The 19,014-nt window shown below is 64.6% G+C and carries 16 protein-coding genes; 11 read left to right on the plus strand and 5 right to left on the minus strand.

Going from position 1 to position 19,014, the window contains the following annotated elements:
• Positions 1-90: 90 nt before the first annotated feature.
• From WG908_RS02380 to WG908_RS02410, 7 genes are all read left to right on the plus strand, one after another.
• On the plus strand, positions 91-645 hold the full coding sequence (locus tag WG908_RS02380; protein WP_340184994.1) for a F0F1 ATP synthase subunit delta: 555 nt from the start codon (positions 91-93) through the stop codon (positions 643-645).
• 3 nt (positions 646-648) lie between these two features.
• Positions 649-2,178, plus strand: coding sequence for a F0F1 ATP synthase subunit alpha (atpA, locus tag WG908_RS02385; protein WP_340184931.1), 1,530 nt, complete (start codon positions 649-651; stop codon positions 2,176-2,178).
• A 107-nt stretch (positions 2,179-2,285) separates the two neighbouring features.
• Complete coding sequence (locus tag WG908_RS02390) at positions 2,286-3,170, plus strand: F0F1 ATP synthase subunit gamma (protein ID WP_340184932.1); 885 nt, start codon at positions 2,286-2,288, stop codon at positions 3,168-3,170.
• Between the two features lie 52 nt (positions 3,171-3,222).
• On the plus strand, positions 3,223-3,507 hold the full coding sequence (locus WG908_RS02395) for a hypothetical protein (RefSeq protein ID WP_340184933.1): 285 nt from the start codon (positions 3,223-3,225) through the stop codon (positions 3,505-3,507).
• A 27-nt stretch (positions 3,508-3,534) separates the two neighbouring features.
• A complete protein-coding gene (gene atpD, locus WG908_RS02400; protein ID WP_340184934.1) occupies positions 3,535-4,980 on the plus strand; it encodes a F0F1 ATP synthase subunit beta in 1,446 nt (481 codons plus the stop codon).
• Positions 4,981-4,984: 4 nt separating this feature from the next.
• Positions 4,985-5,611: a hypothetical protein gene (locus WG908_RS02405; protein WP_340184935.1), complete on the plus strand. Its 627-nt coding sequence runs from the start codon at positions 4,985-4,987 to the stop codon at positions 5,609-5,611.
• Position 5,612: 1 nt separating this feature from the next.
• Positions 5,613-5,867 (plus strand): ATP synthase F1 subunit epsilon, encoded by a 255-nt coding sequence (locus WG908_RS02410; protein WP_340184936.1) that lies wholly within the window; start codon positions 5,613-5,615, stop codon positions 5,865-5,867.
• Between the two features lie 90 nt (positions 5,868-5,957).
• Here the strand turns inward: WG908_RS02410 and WG908_RS02415 are convergent, their stop codons facing one another.
• From WG908_RS02415 to WG908_RS02425, 3 genes are all read right to left on the minus strand, one after another.
• Positions 5,958-7,349, minus strand: coding sequence for an FAD-binding oxidoreductase (locus WG908_RS02415; protein WP_340184937.1), 1,392 nt, complete (start codon positions 7,347-7,349; stop codon positions 5,958-5,960).
• A 103-nt stretch (positions 7,350-7,452) separates the two neighbouring features.
• On the minus strand, positions 7,453-8,301 hold the full coding sequence (locus tag WG908_RS02420; RefSeq protein ID WP_340184938.1) for an alpha/beta fold hydrolase: 849 nt from the start codon (positions 8,299-8,301) through the stop codon (positions 7,453-7,455).
• Between the two features lie 71 nt (positions 8,302-8,372).
• Positions 8,373-10,670 (minus strand): molybdopterin-containing oxidoreductase family protein, encoded by a 2,298-nt coding sequence (locus WG908_RS02425; protein WP_340184939.1) that lies wholly within the window; start codon positions 10,668-10,670, stop codon positions 8,373-8,375.
• 476 nt (positions 10,671-11,146) lie between these two features.
• On the opposite strand from WG908_RS02425, the gene WG908_RS02430 reads away from it, so the two are divergent.
• Positions 11,147-11,626 (plus strand): Ros/MucR family transcriptional regulator, encoded by a 480-nt coding sequence (locus WG908_RS02430; RefSeq protein ID WP_445326647.1) that lies wholly within the window; start codon positions 11,147-11,149, stop codon positions 11,624-11,626.
• Between the two features lie 117 nt (positions 11,627-11,743).
• Here the strand turns inward: WG908_RS02430 and WG908_RS02435 are convergent, their stop codons facing one another.
• Positions 11,744-12,214, minus strand: coding sequence for an Lrp/AsnC family transcriptional regulator (locus WG908_RS02435; RefSeq protein ID WP_340184940.1), 471 nt, complete (start codon positions 12,212-12,214; stop codon positions 11,744-11,746).
• Between the two features lie 97 nt (positions 12,215-12,311).
• Here WG908_RS02435 and putA point away from each other — a divergent pair, with 97 nt between their 5' ends.
• Together putA and WG908_RS02445 are read left to right on the plus strand one after the other, a co-directional pair.
• Positions 12,312-15,938 (plus strand): trifunctional transcriptional regulator/proline dehydrogenase/L-glutamate gamma-semialdehyde dehydrogenase, encoded by a 3,627-nt coding sequence (gene putA, locus WG908_RS02440; protein ID WP_340184941.1) that lies wholly within the window; start codon positions 12,312-12,314, stop codon positions 15,936-15,938.
• 172 nt (positions 15,939-16,110) lie between these two features.
• A complete protein-coding gene (locus WG908_RS02445) occupies positions 16,111-17,085 on the plus strand; it encodes an NADPH:quinone oxidoreductase family protein (protein ID WP_340184942.1) in 975 nt (324 codons plus the stop codon).
• Between the two features lie 7 nt (positions 17,086-17,092).
• Here WG908_RS02445 and WG908_RS02450 read toward each other — a convergent pair whose 3' ends face one another.
• Positions 17,093-17,911: an ATP-binding protein gene (locus WG908_RS02450; protein ID WP_340184943.1), complete on the minus strand. Its 819-nt coding sequence runs from the start codon at positions 17,909-17,911 to the stop codon at positions 17,093-17,095.
• A 132-nt stretch (positions 17,912-18,043) separates the two neighbouring features.
• Between WG908_RS02450 and WG908_RS02455 the strand changes: the two genes are divergently transcribed.
• On the plus strand, positions 18,044-18,976 hold the full coding sequence (locus WG908_RS02455) for an L-threonylcarbamoyladenylate synthase (RefSeq protein ID WP_340184996.1): 933 nt from the start codon (positions 18,044-18,046) through the stop codon (positions 18,974-18,976).
• The last annotated feature ends 38 nt before the right edge of the window (positions 18,977-19,014 follow it).

The following is a 19,014-nucleotide window of genomic DNA, read 5'->3' on the forward strand; positions in this document are numbered from 1 at the left end:
GCTGCTAACCGGCCCCCGAAGAAGAGGGGACGGCCAGTGTCGCGCCCCTCTATCAGCATGACCGGTATGAAACTGGAGGACGGTAAGCGCGTGGAGATTTCCAGCGGCATTCAGGCGAGCCTCAGCGGCCGATACGCAGTGGCCCTGTTCGACCTTGCCCTTGACGGCAAGAGCCTCGACACGGTTGCGCAAAGCCTGGCGGCGCTCAAGCGCGCCATCGCCGAATCGGCGGAATTCAAGGGGCTGATCAACAGCCCGGTGCTGGGTCGCGAGGAAACCGCGCGCACGGTCGCCGCCGTCGCCGGATCTATGGGGCTGGACCCGCTGACCACCAGATTCCTGGGCGTGCTGGCGGCCAATCGTCGCCTGTCACAGCTGCCCGCGGTGATCCGCGCCTATGAAACGCTGTTGTCGAATCACAAGGGCGTGGCGCGGGCCGAAGTGACCAGCGCCCATCCGCTGAGCAAGACCCAGACAGGCGCGCTGGAAAAGAGCCTGCGCGCCCGCGTCGGCCGTGACGTATCGCTCGATACGAAGGTCGACCCTGCGATCCTGGGCGGGCTGGTCGTCAAGATCGGCAGCCAGATGATCGACAGCTCCATCCGCACAAGATTGAACACTCTCGCCCAGGCGATGAAAGGCTAAGTCATGGATATCAACGCCGCAGAAATTTCCAAGGTCATCAAGGACCAGATCGCCAGTTTCGGCACCGAAGCACAGGTCAGCGAAGTCGGCTCCGTGCTGACCGTCGGCGACGGCATCGCCCGCGTCCATGGCCTCGACAACGTCCAGGCGGGCGAAATGGTCGAGTTCGCCAACGGCATTCAGGGCATGGCGCTGAACCTGGAAGCCGACAATGTCGGCGTCGTGATCTTCGGGTCCGACAGCGAGATCAAGGAAGGCGACACCGTCAAGCGCACCGGCACCATCGTCGACGTGCCGGTCGGCAAGGGCCTGCTGGGCCGCGTCGTGGATGGCCTTGGCAATCCCATCGACGGCAAGGGTCCGATCGTGTCCGACCAGCGTATGCGCGTCGAGCGCAAGGCGCCCGGCATCATCCCGCGCACATCGGTCCATGAACCGGTGCAGACCGGCCTCAAGGCCATCGACACGCTCGTCCCCGTCGGCCGTGGCCAGCGCGAGCTGATCATCGGCGATCGCCAGACCGGCAAGACCGCCGTCGCGATCGACACCTTCATCAACCAGAAGGCCGCGAACGCGGGAGATGACGAAAGCAAGAAGCTCTATTGCATCTATGTCGCCATCGGCCAGAAGCGCTCCACCGTCGCCCAGATCGTCAAGCAGCTCGAAGAAAATGGCGCGATGGAATATTCGATCGTCGTCGCCGCGACCGCTTCGGAACCCGCTCCGCTCCAGTATCTCGCGCCCTATACCGGCGTGACGATGGGCGAATATTTCCGCGACAACGGCATGCACGCCGTCATCGTCTATGACGATCTGTCGAAGCAGGCCGTCGCCTATCGCCAGATGTCGCTGCTGCTGCGTCGTCCTCCGGGCCGCGAAGCCTATCCGGGCGACGTGTTCTATCTGCACAGCCGCCTGCTGGAGCGCGCGGCCAAGATGAACGACGCCAACGGTTCGGGTTCGCTGACCGCGCTGCCGATCATCGAAACGCAGGCGGGCGACGTGTCCGCCTATATTCCGACCAACGTGATCTCGATCACCGATGGCCAGATCTTCCTCGAAACCAACCTCTTCTACCAGGGCATCCGCCCGGCCATCAACGTCGGCCTCTCGGTGTCGCGCGTCGGTTCCGCCGCGCAGACCAAGGCGATGAAGAAGGTGTCCGGCTCGATCAAGCTGGAGCTGGCCCAATATCGCGAAATGGCGGCCTTCGCCCAGTTCGGGTCCGACCTCGACGCTTCGACCCAGAAGCTGCTCAATCGTGGTGCGCGCCTGACCGAATTGCTCAAGCAGGCGCAATTTTCGCCGCTGCCGTTCGAAGAACAGACCGCGTCGATCTTTGCCGGCACCAACGGCTATCTCGACGGCATCCCGGTGTCGGACGTGAACCGTTACGAAGAACTGATGCTCGCCTATCTGCGCCACGATCACCCGGACGTGCTGACCGCGATTCGCGACAGCAAGGATCTGGGCGACGATGCCAAGGGCAAGCTGAAGGCCGCGCTGGACTCGTTCGGCAAGACTTTTGCTTAAAGATAATGTCGTCATCCCAGCGAAGGCTGGGATCTCAGGCCGCTTGGCGCATAGCAAGAGGCACGAGATCCTGACCTTCGTCAGGATGACGAACTGAAGGGTTCGTCATGGCAAGCCTCAAGGAACTGAAGATCCGGATCGGGTCGGTCAAATCGACCCAGAAGATCACCAAGGCCAAGCAGATGGTGGCCGCCGCGAAGCTGCGCAAGGCGCAGGCCGCAGCCGAAGCCGCGCGCCCCTATTCCAGCCGTCTGGAAGCGGTGGTCGCGTCGCTGGCTTCCAAGATCGCCGGCGGATCGGGCGAAGGCGCGTCGCCGCTGCTCGCCGGTACCGGCAAGGACGAGGTGCATCTGCTGGTCGTCGCCAACTCCGACCGTGGCCTGGCCGGCGCGTTCAACGCCAACATCGTCAAAGCCGCGCGCCTGAAGGCCGACGAGCTGATCGAAGCCGGCAAGACCGTCAAATTCTACCTGATCGGCCGCAAGGGCCGGCCGGTGATCAACCGCATGTATCCGGGCCAGATTGTCGCGCAATATGACACGACTGGCGCGAAGCAGCCCGGTTACGACCAGGCGCAGGCGGTCGCGCACGAACTGACGACCATGTATCTGAACGGCAAGTTCGATGTCGCGCATCTGTTTTACTCGCGCTTCAAATCCGCGCTGGCGCAGATCCCGACGGAACAGCAGATCATCCCGGTCAAGATCCCTGCCGACGCCGACCGCAACGCCATCGGCGCGACGGTGGAATATGAACCGAGCGAGGAAGCGATCCTGGACGAATTGTTGCCGCGCAACATCACGATCCAGTTGTTCAAGGCGCTGCTTGAAAACAACGCATCCGAACAGGGCGCGTCGATGACCGCGATGGACAATGCGACCCGCAACGCCGGCGACCTCATCAGCAAGCTGACCATCCAGTATAACCGCAGCCGCCAGGCCGCGATCACCACCGAACTGGTGGAGATTATTTCGGGTGCGGAGGCGCTTTAAAAATGCGGCGCTCCTGCTCGCGCTGATCGCGAGCGGGTGCGCTCACGAAGGCATGGAAGATTTGAGCGAATGGTCGCTCGGACAGTTTGAAGCAATGAAGATTGCGTTGGAGGAAGCGAAGAGTTCGGGCAAAGGCGTCACATTTCAGCGAAATGTGGAAATTCGACATCGCAGTTGTACGGATGAAAAGGCAGATTTGGTGAACTGCTCATACGAGATGCGTCAGCCTCTCGATCTATTGGGCAACACATTCACCGATTGGAAGCCGGTAAAGCGCACCTTCAGAAAGATATTTTGGACACGGAGTTGGGTCGAAGCGGAAGCGCCCAGCCGATAGGAACGTAGAAGGCAAGGAAACGAAGTCATGGCAACCACCAACAATGTAGGCCGCATTTCGCAGGTCATCGGCGCTGTCGTCGACGTGACCTTCCCCGATGCGCTCCCGTCGATCCTCTCGGCGCTGGAAACCAGCAATAACGGCCAGCGGCTGGTGCTGGAAGTCGCCCAGCATCTGGGCGAAAACACCGTCCGCACCATCGCGATGGATTCGACCGAGGGTCTGACCCGCGGGCAGGAAGTCACCGACACCGGCGCGCAGATCACCATGCCGGTGGGTCCCGAAACGCTGGGCCGGATCATGAACGTCATCGGCGAGCCGATCGACGAGCGCGGCCCGATCGGTGCCAAGACCCATTCGCCGATCCACGCCAAGGCGCCCGAGTTCATCGACCAGTCGACCGAAAGCTCGATCCTGGTCACCGGCATCAAGGTCATCGACCTGCTCGCCCCTTACGCCAAGGGTGGCAAGATCGGCCTGTTCGGCGGCGCGGGCGTCGGCAAGACGGTTCTCATTCAGGAACTGATCAACAACATCGCCAAGGGCCATGGCGGCACATCCGTGTTCGCGGGCGTCGGCGAGCGCACGCGCGAGGGTAATGATCTCTATCACGAATTCCTCGACGCCGGCGTCATCGCCAAGGACGCCGACGGCAACGCGATCAGCGAAGGCTCCAAGGTCGCGCTCGTATATGGCCAGATGAACGAGCCGCCGGGCGCCCGTGCCCGCGTCGCCCTGTCGGGTCTGACCATCGCCGAATATTTCCGCGACGTCGAAAATCAGGACGTGCTGTTCTTCGTCGACAATATTTTCCGCTTCACCCAGGCGGGCGCGGAAGTGTCCGCTCTGCTGGGCCGCATTCCTTCGGCCGTGGGCTATCAGCCGACCCTGTCGACCGACATGGGCCAGTTGCAGGAGCGCATCACCTCGACCAATAAGGGGTCGATCACCTCGGTGCAGGCCGTCTACGTTCCTGCAGACGACCTTACCGATCCGGCTCCGGCAACCTCGTTCGCGCATTTGGACGCGACGACCGTTCTCAACCGCGCCATTTCGGAACTGGGCATCTATCCGGCGGTCGATCCGCTCGATTCGACCAGCCGCGTGCTGGAGCCGCGCACCGTTGGCCAGGAACATTATGACACCGCCCGCGCCGTCCAGTCGATCCTCCAGAAGTACAAGTCGCTTCAGGACATCATCGCCATTCTGGGCATGGACGAGCTGTCCGAAGAGGACAAGCTGACCGTCGCCCGCGCGCGCAAGATCCAGAAGTTCCTGTCGCAGCCCTTCCACGTCGCCGAAGTCTTCACCGGCATCAGCGGCAAGTTCGTCGCGGTCGAGGATACGGTCAAGTCGTTCAAGGCGGTGGTCGACGGTCAATATGACCATCTGCCCGAAAACGCCTTCTACATGGTCGGCGGCATCGACGAAGCCGTCGCCAAGGCCAAGAAGCTGGCGGCCGAGGCGGCTTAAATACATGAAGGGGCTTGCACTGTTTGGATTGGCGCTCGCTGCGCCCGCATCGGCGCAAGCCCCTCCGCCTCATATTGAGGATAAATCTCCGGCGGCAAAAGACCGTGAAATACGTTCTCTTGCCGTTAATCTCGACAATGTTATCAAGGCTTGTAGTGCAATCTCAGTGCGCGGTGGGTCGGCAGATAAAAGCATTCGTCGCCCTGAGCAGGCAGCGATCGATCGTGGATTGTTGACATATTCAACCGATATTCCACCAAATATCGTAGCCGCCTCAAACCCTCGTTTCGGAAAATTTCGGTTCGGCAAATGGTTTGATCCACATGCCCAAATACTGATCCTGGCTTATGAGACGACGCCTCTCTGCTTGGTGCTCGTGGGGCAATCCCAATGGGTACAGGAAGCAAGACCGGAATTATATGCGCTTATCCAAAATGACAATTTTTGGAAACCAAGCAAAATAGATCAGCTTACATCAGAAAGTGATGGGTCATTTCTCCATACCGTATTCATTGCTGACACAGGTAATTCCAGTCAGCCGACCATTAGCATCATGGCCAATACTGGACCTGAGAAAGATGGTAACGCTCAGCTGACTATGACAGTTTCTTTGATCTCAAAAGGCCAATAACATGCCCCTTCATTTCGAACTCGTGACCCCGGAAAAGCTCGTTCGTTCGGACGAGGTGTGGCAGGTCGTGGTGCCCGGCACCGATGGCGACTTCGGCGTGCTGGAGGGCCATGCGCCCTTCATGTCGACCGTGCGCGACGGCAGCATCCAGATCTATGCGACGCAAGGGTCCGCGCCGGAAATCATCCCGGTCGAAGGCGGCTTTGCCGAAGTCAATGAAAAGGGATTGACGGTCCTGGCTGAAAAGGCGGGCTGAACCCGCCCCGCGCCTCCGCCGCCCTCCCCCTGCCGCCCAGATGCGACGGGCGGTGATGACGGCCCTTCGCCCGGCGGCCCGCAAGGCCCCTTACAGGAATATCTTGCCCGGATTCATCAGGTTCCGGGGATCGAGCACCTGCTTTATGGCGCGCATGGTGGCAACCGCGCCCTCGCCATGTTCATGCACCAGATGATGCCGCTTCATCAGGCCGATGCCATGCTCGCCCGTGCAGCTTCCGCCCACTGAGATCGCCCGGTCGATCATCCGCTCATACACTTGTTCGGCCCGTTCCCGCTCGCCGGCATCGTCGGGGTCGATCGCGAACAGGACGTGGAAATTGCCGTCGCCGACATGGCCGACGATCGGCGCGGTCAGGCCGTTGGCGTCGATATCCTGCCGCACGGCCAGCACCGCGTCCGACAGGTGCGACACCGGCACGCACACGTCCGACGTCCACACCCCCGCCCCCGGTTTCAGCGCGACCGCCGCGAAATAGGCGTTGTGGCGCGCCTTCCACAACCGGTTGCGTTCCTCGGTCGAACTGGTCCACTGAAAATCCGAACCGCCATTGCCGCGCGCCAGCATGGCGGCCATATCCGCCTGCTCGGCGGTGGCCGTGGGCGATCCGTGAAATTCCAGGAACAGATGCGGCTTTTCCGGCAGGTCCAGATGCGACCAGGCATTGCAGGCGCGCACCTGAACATCGTCGAGAAATTCGACCCGCGCCACCGGCACGCCCAGCTGGACAAGCTCCGTCACGGTGGCGACCGCGCCCGCCAGATCGTCGAACACGCATGTCGCGGCCGCGATCGTTTCGGGAATGCCATAGAGGCGCAATCGCACCTGCGTGATGATCCCCAGCGTCCCTTCGGACCCGACATAGAGCCGCGTCAGGTCATATCCCGCCGCCGACTTGCGCGCGCGGCCGCCGGTATGGATGATCGTGCCGTCGGGCTGGACGACCGTCAGCCCCAATATATTGGTGGCCATGGTGCCGTATCGCACGGCATTGGTGCCCGACGCACGGGTCGCGGCCATGCCGCCCAGCGTCGCGTTGGCGCCGGGATCGATGGGGAAGAACAGCCCCCGGTCGCGCAGCTCATGGTTCAACGCCTCGCGCGTCACCCCGGCCTCGACGATGCCATCGAGATCGCCGTCATGAACCTCAAGGACCCTGTCCATCTTCGACAGGTTGATCGCCACGCCACCATGGGGAGCGGCGATATGGCCTTCCAGCGACGTGCCCGCCCCGCTCGGCACCATGGCAATGCCGTGGGCAGAGCATATCCGCGCGATCTCGCTGACCTCCTGCGTCGTCATCGGAAAGGCGACGGCATCGGGCAGGTGCAGATGGGGATAGGATTCGCCCCGGCCATATTGCTCGCGCATGCCCACGCGGGTCGTGAACCGATCCCCCAGCAGCCGGGCGAGCGCATCCGCGGGCGCATGATCCAGGCGGTCCGCGACATCAACATCCATGATCGGCGATCCTTCCATTGCTGACTATGCTACCATCCCTGCCCTCAGGTCGCAAAACCCCACGCCATGGGGCGAACGGCCCCCACCCGTCAGCGACCGAGGGTCAAAAGCATCTTTGCAGGAAATCCATGCAGCCTTCGTTGAAGGCATCGTTGCTGTCGCCGACGACCATATGGCCCACGCCCTGCACATCCATGATTTCCAGATGCGGCAAGGCTGCGATCATCATGTCGACGCCGCTGTCATCGACGATATCGCTATGGCCGCCGCGCATCAGCAGCAGCGGCAGCGTGATCCGGTCGCTCAGGCGGCCAAGATCCTCGGCGATGGTTTGCGGCCACCCGTCGCCCGTCGCTTCGATGACGCGCGGGTCCCAATGCCAATAGAGCCGGCCATCGGCTCGCAACCGGACATTTCGGGCAAGGCCGCCGGGGTTTGACCGTCGCGCGGGGTTGGGCCGAAACGCCGACACGGCCTGGGCCACCTCTTCGATGTTCGCAAAGCCGTTGGGATGCGCGCCCATGAAGCGGTTGATCTTTTCGACCCCCTCCTGCGCGGGTTGCAAGGTGATGTCGACCATCACCAGCGCCCGCGCGACGGGATCGGGCGTCGAACCGATCGCATGAAAGGCCGTCAGACCCCCCATTGACGCGCCGATCAGCGCCGCGGGCCGATCCAGGTCGGAAAGCACCGCCAGAAGATCGTCCGACAGCGCCGAAATCGCATAGTCCCCGGTCGGCGACCAGTCGCTGTCGCCATGGCCTCGCGCGTCATAGGCCAGGGCGCGATAGCCGTTGTCGGCCAGCACCTGCATCGTCCTGGCCCATGAATGGCGGGTCTGGCCGCCGCCGTGGAGCAGGACCACCGGCCGCCCGTCCACAGGTCCGGCGACATCCCCCCTCAGGCACAGGCCCTCTTTCGTCGTTATTTCATAGGGCGCAGACACAGGCACATCATCTCCTCAAGGCAACAGCGCCGGATCATCGCCGCGCCTTGCCGCAATAGCAATCCTGCGGCACGGCTTCAGCCGGGCAATCGAACGATATTGATCGGCACGCCGGACATATGCGGCATCGCGTTGATCGCTTCGAAATTCCTGTCGGTGTCGATCAGGGCATTGACCGCCGATCCCGTCTCGGCCGGATCCTCGTTGCTGCCGGGCAACGCGCCCCAGCCATGGGCCATGGATATGACGCCGGGCTTGACGCCCTCGTCGACCCCGACAATCGCGGCCACCCGCCCATGGGCGGACACCAGTTCCACCCGGTCGCCGGCGGCGACGCCATGCGCGGCCAGATCATCGGGGTGCAGGAAGGCGGGGTTATAGGGCGTGCGCTTTCTGACCGCCTTGATATCGCGCCCGTTGCTGTTGAACAGGTCGCGCATCCGCCGGGTCGACAGCCGATGGGTAAAGCGCATGCCGTCCCGATCCGGGGCCTTTGCAAGATAGTCTTCCAGCTCGGCGCGCACATCGTGCGGCATGACGTCGAACCTGCCGCGCGCTCCGTCGCGCGGCGGCTTGACGACCTCGTCGATCGCCGCCTCTATCCCGTTGGGACTGGCCTTCAATTCATCCAGCGACACCTGCCCGTTCCTGATGAGGATCGCGATCAGGTCGTCCGTCGTCGGCGGCGTTTCCATGTCGAGCGGCACGCCGTCATAGGCTATCGTGCGGCCCATCCGCTTCGCGATCGCCCAGAACACATACCAGTCGTCGACGACGTCGCTGCCCCTGGGGGGGTTCAGCACCGCCGGGGCATAGCGCGCATGGGCGCCAGGAAACATGTTCATGCCCGGCGGATTCCACTGAAGATCGGCGCGCTCATACTGCATCCGTGGCGGCAGGATATAATGGGCGAAATGCGTGCTGGGCGTGCGCCACGGGTCGATCGCCACCAGCAGGTCAAGCTCGGCCATCGCCTGCGCGGCCTTGCGCTGGTCGGGAAGCGATGTCAGCGGGTTGCTGCCATCCAGGATCAGCGCGCGGATCCTGTCCTTGCCGGGGGTGAGGATTTCGTCGGTCAGCGTGCCGGTCGGCCGCTCGCCGAACATCTCGTACGCGCCGCGAATCCGGCTCGGCCCGCTTTCCTCCCAGTTCCGGCCGGGCGCCATGACCTCGGCATGGACGGGATAGCGGCGCGCCAGCGGGTCCATCTGGTGCACGGCGTCGCCTTCGCGGAGGTAACGGCCGCACAGGATGTTGATCGTTTCCGCCAGATGCTGCGCCAGGTTGGAAAAGGGCGACATGCACACCCCGGTCGCGGTATGGACGCCGCCCACCCTGGAATCCCGCGCGAACAGCGCGATCGCTTCGAACAACTGGCCAGACGCCAGGCCGGCGCGCGCCTCGACATAATCGGGCGTCAGCGGCTCGACCGCGGCGCGCAAAGCGGCCATCCCCTCCTCGCCGACATGATCGGCGCAGAATTTCCGGTCTTCCCATCCTTCCGAAAGGATGATGCGGATCATCCCGCCCAGGATCGCGACATCCTCGCCCGGAAAGGGCTGAAGCAGCAGGTCGGCAACATTGGCCGTTTCGGTCCGGCGCGGGTCGATGACGATCAGCTTGAGGCCGTTGGCCCGCGCCTGCTTCAATCGCTTGACGGGATCGACCAGCAGGATCGGCGGCGATCCATGCGCCACCATCGGGTTCGCGCCGACCAGCATGGCCACGTCCATGTTATTGAGGTCGGCATAGCCCGCCGCCCAGCTGCCCAACCGGCCTGCGGATATGAATTTGGCGGACTGGTCGATGGTGATCGTCGAAAAATATTGCCGCGATCCCAACGCCGCCAGAAAATGCCGGTGAATCCGGTAGGCCGGCACATTGTACAGGCCGCCATTGCCGCAAAACACGCCCAGCGCGTCCGGCCCGTGCCGATCGACCAGCGCGGCGATCTTGCCCGCGATTTCATCGAGCGCCTGTTCCGAACCGATCTGCCGATAGCTGCCGTCCGGCTGCCGCTTGAGCGGATGGAGCAGCCGGGCGGCACCGTGATGCGCTTCGTCGGCCTGCAATCCCTTGAAACAGGCATAGCCCTGCGTCATCAGGTCGGCGCGGTTGCCGCGTATCGCCACGATGCGATCGTCATCGTCGTCGATGGTCAGATGCATGCCGCAGGCGGCTGAACAAATCCTGCAAAATGAAGTCGCCTCGCGCACGGTCATGGGCCTCTCCTGCTGATCGATGTCGGATCGACGATGATGCTCTACGGCGTTCACGCGCGCCGGGGGCGACAGCAATATACATAAGTGGAACAGGCGGAAAGCCGGCCTGGCCGGGTGTACGGTAAAAAATGGGAGCAGGGCGCCGTCATGCATCGGCACGCGTCCGAAATCTCGCGTCCAGTATCTCGCAGTATCGCGCGCGCCCGTGCGGCATGCGGGAATCGGCTATCGGATCGCATCGCGACGACGACGCCATCGCAAGTCGATCATATAGACGATGATCCTAAACCATTGCGTCAAACTGGCACATGCCACTGTGCAGCAAGTATAGTTACCTCCAAAAAGTGGGAATGACACCTGTACGACAATCCCGCCCGGCGGTGAAGACCGGGTCTCGATCGGAAAAAAGCAGAGCATTTGAAAATCAGCGGTTTCCAGTCGGCCACGACCAAGATTTTCCGCGCAGAAACATGTGCAATTTCTTCCTGCATGACATGGCGCCGAACCAAAAAACGGGCTATCCAAACCTGCTGCGCAATACTCTGCACGACAGGGCTTAGAGGACTAGCCGAGCGGCTTCTTTTGCTGTAGTGGCGCGGGGCAACTATTGTATAAAGGGACGCTTTATAATGACAACGAACGCTGGCGACGAAATTCTCGTCACCCTGACCGCCGATATCGTGGCGGCGCATGTTTCCAACAATTCGGTCAGCGTCAGCGACGTCGCATCGCTGATCAGCAATGTGCATGCCGCATTGTCGGGCCTGGGCACCGCCGCCTCGCCCGAAGCGCCCAAGCAGGAACCTGCCGTTTCGGTCCGTTCGTCGATCAAGCCGGACTATATCGTCTGCCTTGAAGATGGCAAAAAGCTCAAGATGCTCAAGCGCCATCTGATGACCCATTATCAGATGACGCCGGCCGACTATCGCGCCAAATGGGGTCTGCCCGCCGACTATCCGATGACCGCGCCCAATTACGCCGCGCAGCGCAAGGAACTTGCGGTCAAGATCGGCCTGGGGCGCAAGGCGCAGACGACCACGCCGGCGGCCAAGGCGCCGGCAAAGCGCGGTCGCAAGCCCAAGGCAGAGACCGCGACCGAACTCGCCTGACACGCTGTGCAACATCCACCGCACAGGCGCACGGCGCCGTAGCGGCGGATGACCAAGGCCATTTCGAAAACCCCGCCTTTCGTTACCGAAAGGCGGGGTTTTTGCCATTCCCCCGCATCAGACGCCACGGTCCTTCACCGTTTCCATCGCGACGAAGGTCGACGTGCTTTCGACATGCGGCAGGCTCGATATCCTTTCGCCCAACACCGTCCGATACATCCGAATATCGGCGGTTCGCACCTTGAGCAGATAATCGAAGCTGCTGGCGATCATGTGGCATTCCTCGATCTCGGCAATGCGCCGCGCCGCCGCGTTGAATTCTTCCAGCGCCTTTTCGCGCGTGTCGGACAGTTTGACTTCGGTGAACGCGACATGATCCAGCCCCAGCTTGGCCGAATCCACCGTCGCGCGAAATCCCAATATGACGCGATTGTCGAGCAACCGCCGCAGCCGGACCTGGCATGGCGTCTTCGACAATCCCACGCGCCGGGCAAGGTCGGTGACGGTCATCCGGCCATCGTCGATCAACGCCGCGACGATCTTGCGATCGAATTCGTCCAGATTGCCTGGATTGGTCGCTTTCGTCATGATTTTCGCCTGCATTTCTTTGATATATAAGTCGATCCGACGCCTTTTCGCGCAAATTAGGTCTGATCGCCCCTGTCGTCCGATATATCATGGCGCGATGTCGCAGCAATCCGCCTTCGTCGCCTTTGCCCCGCCTATCCGCGAACAGTCCGCGCTGAGGCGGGCTGTCACCGCCGCATGTCGCCGCGACGAGGCGCAATGCATCGCCCCCCTTCTGGATGCGGCCATGCTCGATCCTTCCGTCCGCGCATCGGTGCGGGACACGGCGCGCCAACTGGTCGCATCGTTGCGCGCGAAGCGCAAACGGTCGGGCGTCGAGGCGCTGGTGCAGGAATATTCGCTGTCCAGCGATGAAGGCTTGGCGCTGATGTGCCTGGCCGAAGCATTGCTTCGCATCCCCGACAGCGCCACGCGCGACGCGCTGATCCGCGACAAGATCGCCGATGGCGACTGGAGCGCGCATCTGGGCGAGGGACGATCGCTGTTCGTCAACGCCGCCACCTGGGGGCTGGTCGTGACCGGCAAGCTGGTCGGCAGCGTCGACGACGGCGGCATGGGCGCGGCGCTCGCGCGGCTGGTCGCCCGCGCCGGCGAACCGGTGATCCGGCGCGGCGTCGACCTGGCCATGCGGCTGATGGGCGAACAGTTCGTCACAGGCGAAACCATCGCCCAGGCGCTTCAGCGCGCCCGCCCGCTGGAAGCGCAGGGCTTCCGCTACAGCTATGACATGCTGGGCGAAGCCGCGACGACGGCGGCGGATGCCGAACGCTATTATCGCGACTATGAAGCCGCGATCCACGCCATCGGCAAGGCCGCGGACGGGCGCGGCATCCTGCAGGGTCCGGGCATTTCGATCAAGCTGTCGGCACTGCACCCGCGCTACGGCCGGGCACAGGCGGACCGGGTGATGGCCGAACTGCTGCCGCGCGTGCGGGACCTGGCGATCCTGTCGAAACGCTACGACATCGGCCTCAACATCGACGCCGAAGAAGCCGACCGGCTCGAACTCTCGCTCGACCTGCTTGAAAGCCTCGCGCTCGATCGGGACCTTCGCGGATGGGATGGGCTGGGCTTCGTCGTCCAGGCCTATGGCAAGCGCTGCCCCTTCGTCATCGACTGGATCGTCGACCTCGCACGCCGTGCCGGTCGCCGCATCATGGTCCGCCTGGTCAAGGGCGCCTATTGGGATGCGGAAATCAAGCGCGCGCAGGTGGACGGGCTGGCGGGCTTCCCCGTCTATACCCGCAAGCTCCATACCGATGTCGCCTATATTGCCTGCGCCCGCATGCTGCTGGCCGCGCCCGACGCGGTCTTCCCCCAATTCGCCACGCATAATGCCCAGACGCTCGCCACCATCTACCATCTGGCCGGGCCGGATTTCAGCCCCGGCCAATATGAGTTTCAATGCCTGCACGGCATGGGCGAAGCACTGTATGAACAGGTCGTGGGCAAGGATGGGCTGGACCGCCCCTGCCGCATTTATGCGCCGGTCGGCACGCACGAAACGCTGCTCGCCTACCTGGTCCGTCGCCTGCTGGAAAACGGCGCCAATTCCTCCTTCGTCAATCGCATCGCCGATCCGGCGGTGCCGATAGCGGACCTGATCGCCGACCCGGTGGCGCTGGTGCGCGCCATGCCTGACCCCGGTGCGCCGCACGACCGCATCGCCCTGCCCGCCGACATCTATCCCGGCCGGCGCAATTCCGCCGGCATAGACCTTGGCGACGAAGTCGCCCTGGCGGAGCTGAGCGCCGCGCTCGGGCAGAGCGCGGCGACGGCATGGCATGCGCAACCGATGATCGCGGGGTCGACGACGGAGCGCCCCGCACGCCCCGTCGTCGATCCCGCCGATCATCGCGACGTCGTCGGAACGGTTGCCTTCGCACTGGAATCGGACGCTCTCGACGCCGCCCGCATCGCCGCGCGGGCCGCGCCGCGCTGGGCCGCGACGCCGGTCGCGGCGCGCGCCGCCCATTTGGACCGCGCCGCCGACCTGTTCCAGGCACGGATGCCGATCCTGCTCGGCCTCATCGCCCGCGAAGCCGGCAAGTCCCTTCCCAACGCCATCGCCGAAGTGCGCGAAGCTATCGATTTCCTGCGCTATTATGCCGTGCAGGCACGCGCGACCTTCACCCCGGTTCAGCGTCCGCTGGGGCCGGTCGCCTGCATCAGCCCGTGGAACTTCCCGCTCGCGATCTTCACAGGGCAAGTCGCGGCGGCGCTGGTCGCGGGCAATCCAGTGCTGGCCAAGCCCGCCGAGGAAACCCCGCTGATCGCGGCGGAAGCGGTTCGCCTGCTGCACCGGGCGGGCATTCCCACCGATGTCCTGCACCTGCTTCCGGGCGACGGCGCCATCGGCGCCGCGCTCGTCGCCGCCCCGGAAACGGCGGGGGTCATGTTTACCGGCTCGACCGACGTGGCGCGGCTGATCCAGCGTCAGCTCGCCACGCGCCTGTCGCGTGAGGGAAAGCCCATTCCGCTGATCGCCGAAACCGGCGGCCAGAACGCGATGATCGTCGATTCCTCCGCGCTCGCCGAACAGGTGGTCGCCGACGTCATCGCCTCCGCCTTCGACAGCGCGGGCCAGCGCTGCTCGGCGTTGCGCATCCTGTGCCTTCAGAACGAAATCGCCGATCGCACCCTCGCCATGCTCGAATGCGCGATCGCCCAGTTGCGGATCGGCCGGACGGATCGGCTCGCCGTCGATATCGGCCCGGTCATCACCGCCGATGCGCAGCAAGGGATCGACCTGCATATCGGCGACATGCGCGGCATGGGCCGGCGCGTCCAGCAGCGGGCGCTCAGCCGGGCGCATCTCCACGGCACCTTCGTACCGCCGACGATCATCGAGATCGAGCGGCTGGGCGATCTCAAGCGCGAGATATTCGGCCCCGTCCTGCACGTCCTGCGGTTCCGGCGCGAGCGGCTGGACGATCTGATCGACGCGATCAACGCCACCGGCTACGGCCTCACATTCGGGCTGCACACGCGGCTCGATGCCACGCTGGCGCATGTCGCCGGGCGAGTGAAGGCAGGCAATCTCTACATCAACCGCAACATCATCGGCGCGATCGTGGGCGTTCAGCCCTTTGGCGGGAGCGGGCTGTCCGGCACCGGACCAAAGGCGGGCGGACCGCTATATCTTGGCCGGCTGACGATCGCGCCCCCTGCGGCGATCGCTCCCACGGGCGCGACCGCCGCCCCGCTGCGCGACTTCATCCTGTGGCTCGAACAACGGGGCGACGCGAAAGGCGCGACGCTCGCACGCGCTTTCGCCGCGGCCTCGCCGATCGGCCATGCGGTCGAGCTGCCCGGCCCCGTGGGCGAGCGCAACCTGTACGCCCTGCATCCGCGCGGGCGCATCCTGATGCGGCCGGCGACCAACGATGGCCTGATGGCCCAGATTGCCGCCATACTCGCCACCGGCAACCGGGGGTTTGTCGAAGGGATGGCGTTGCCCGCGGGCCTGCCCGCCAGCGTTGCCGCGATGCTCTTAAAGGATGACGACGAACCCTGCGCCGCCGCGCTGGTCGAGGGCGGCGCGGATCAGGTCGCGGCGCTGTTGCGCGACGTTGCCGCCCTGCCCGGCCCCATCCTGTCGGTCCACGCCGCCGATCCGGGGCAGGCGCTTCCCTATCATCTCGAATGGCTGATGGAAGAAGTGTCGACCTCCATCAACACCACCGCCGCCGGCGGCAACGCCAGCCTGATGATGATCGACTGATGTGATCGCCCCGGAACAGTCCGCATGACGGCGGCGCGGCGGGATGCGGCCCCTTGCCGCTCTCGCCGATACGATGGACCCGGTTCTGCCGTTGCCCCGAAAGCCGGATTATGTTTGACGCAATCATGCGGCGCCGCGTAGCGACTGCCCCTCCCGCCAACCGAAAGCCCCTATGCGCGCCCTCCATGTGATCGCCCCGTCCCCAAGCTTTGAAGGCTGCGACATTCGGGACGTTCCCGTCCCCGATATCGGGCCGGGCCAGGTGCTGGTGCGGGTCGAGGCGGCCGCCCTCAACTTCCCCGATCTGCTGATGGCGCAGGGGCTGTACCAGTTCAGGCCGGACCCGCCGTTCATTCTGGGCATGGAAATGTCGGGCGTCGTCGAACGCGCCGGCCCCGGCTGCGGCTTCAAGGTCGGGGACGCCGTAGCCGGCACCACCAGGGTGGGCAGCTTCGCCCGCTATGTCGCGGTCGACGCGCACCTGCTGCGCCACAAGCCCGCCACTTTCACCCATGCGCAGGCCGCGGCGTTCGGCATCGCCTATATCACCGCCTATGTGGCGCTGGTGCGCCTGGGGCAGCTCCAGCCCGATCAATGGCTGCTGGTCCATGGGGCGAGCGGCGGTGTCGGGCTGGCCGCCGTCGATCTGGGGCTGGCGCTGGGCGCGCGGGTGATCGCGGCCTCCGGCTCCGCCGCCAAGCTCGACACGATCATGGCGCGATATGCGCCGCACGCGATCCTCGACACCGGCAAGCCCTTCCGCGAACGGGTCAAGGCCATCACAAATGGCGGCGCCGACTGCATCTATGATCCGGTGGGCGGCGATATTTTCGATGAAAGCACGCGCTGCATCGCCTTTGGCGGCAAGCTGCTGGTCGTCGGCTTCACATCCGGGCGCATTCCCACCATCGCCGCCAACATGCCGCTTATCAAGGGATTTTCGGTGGTCGGCGTGCGCGCCGGCGAATATGGTCGGCGCTTTCCACAACTGGGCAAGGACAATCTCGACGCGATATGGCGCATGGCGGGCGAAGGCAGCCTGACGCCGCATGTCCATTGCGAAATGCCGCTTGGCGACTGGTGCGAAGCGTTCAGCCTGATGAACGACCGGAAGGTGACGGGCCGGATCATCCTCCTGCCCGACTGACGGGGTTTCAGATCGACAGGCCGCTGCGCCCGGCCAGTTCCACCACATATTGCCACGCGACGCGGCCCGACCGGCTGCCCCGCTGGGTCGACCACCGGATCGCCTCCATCGGATCGAACGCCAGCCCCAGGCTTTGCGCATAGCCCGCGACGATATCGACATAGGCCTGCTGGTCGATGGCGTGGAAGCCAAGGCTCAACCCGAAGCGATCGGACAGCGCCATTTTGTCGTCGATGACGTCGCGCGGGTTCACCGGATCATCCTGCTCGGACAGGTGCCGGGGCACGATATGGCGGCGGTTCGACGTAACATAGAGCCGCGCATTGGCGGGCCGCGCCGCCGTGCCGCCCTGAAGCAGCGAGCGCAGCGTTCGCGCGCCCGCGCCATCGCCTTCTTCGAAGCCCAGATCGTCGATGAACAGGATGAATGGTCTGTCCGTATCGCGCAGCAGTGAAAACAGGCGCGGCAAGCTGGCCAGATCATCGATCGCACATTGCAGCAGCGCGATATCCGCGCCTTCGCCCTGTAACCGGGCCACCACCGATCCAACCGCCGCCGACTTGCCGGTGCCGCGCGCGCCCCACAGCAGCACATCGTGCGCGGCATGGCCGGCGGCGTGGCGGCGGCTGTTTTCCAGCAGCGCGCCCTTTTGCGCGTCGATCCCCGACAGCAGCGCATAATCGACCGGCGCGAACGCCTCGACCGGACAGATCGCGCCGCCATCCCACATATAGGCGCGGTGCGCGTGCAGATCGGCGGATGGCGGCGGGGCGGGCGCGATGCGTTCCAGCGCCTGCGCGATGCGGATCAATACCTGCTCGGTCATATGGAGCGCTCTAGCCGCCCCGTCCCCCGCGGGCAATATCGCGCGCCCGTAACCATGGCGACGCATTGCCCTTTTACCCCCCTGTTTTCCGCGGCTATAGCGAAAGGCGTGACCATTCCGACCCATCATCCCATGACGAAGATCAGCCCCTATGGCGCGGCGTCGCTGCGCGAGGCGGCGATGCTGATCCGGGCGGGGGAGCCGGTCGCGGTGCCGACCGAAACGGTCTATGGCCTTGCCGCCGACGCGACCGACGACCGGGCGGTGGCCGCGATCTTCGCCGCCAAGGGCCGGCCCAGCTTCAATCCGCTGATCGTCCATGTCGCCGATCTCGCCATGGCGCAGTCGCTGGCCGCGCTCAACCCGGTCGCCCTCCTGCTCGCCGACCGCTTCTGGCCGGGTCCGCTGACGATGATATTGCCCGTGCGCCGCGACAGCGGCCTGTCGCCGCAGATCATGGCCGGCCTCCCCACCGTCGCGCTGCGCCTGCCCGCGCATCCGGCGATGCGCGCGCTCATCCGCGAAAGCGGGCGGCCGCTCGCTGCCCCTTCGGCCAATCGCAGCGGCTCGATCAGCCCGACTCGCGCCGAACATGTCCTCGCCAGCCTCGACGGGCGCATCCGCATGATCCTGGATGAAGGACCGACCAGCGAGGGGCTGGAATCGACCATCGTCGCTCCCGAAGACACGCAGATCCGTGTGCTGCGCCCCGGCCCCATCACGACCGCGATGCTGGAACAGGCGGCCGGCTTGCCCGTGATCGTCGGCGCGCCGGTGGGCCGGGTCGAAGCGCCCGGCCAGCTCGAAAGCCATTATGCGCCGTCCAAGCCCGTGCGGCTGGACGCGCTGACGGCGGCCAAGGACGAATATCTGATCGGTTTCGGCCTCATGCCCTGCCATGCCAATCTCAGCCCCGACGCCGACCTGCGCGAAGCCGCCGCCCAGCTCTTCGCCGCGCTGCATCAGGCCGACGCCAGCGCCGCCGCGCGCATCGCCATCGCGCCGATCCCGTCCGAAGGGCTGGGCGCCGCGATCAACGACCGGCTGCGCCGCGCGGCGGCCTGACCGTCGCGCCCGTACCGCGACCGTCACGGTCGCACGGA

The organism is Sphingobium anseongense (assembly GCF_037725245.1).
Classification (GTDB): Bacteria; Pseudomonadota; Alphaproteobacteria; order Sphingomonadales; family Sphingomonadaceae; genus Sphingobium.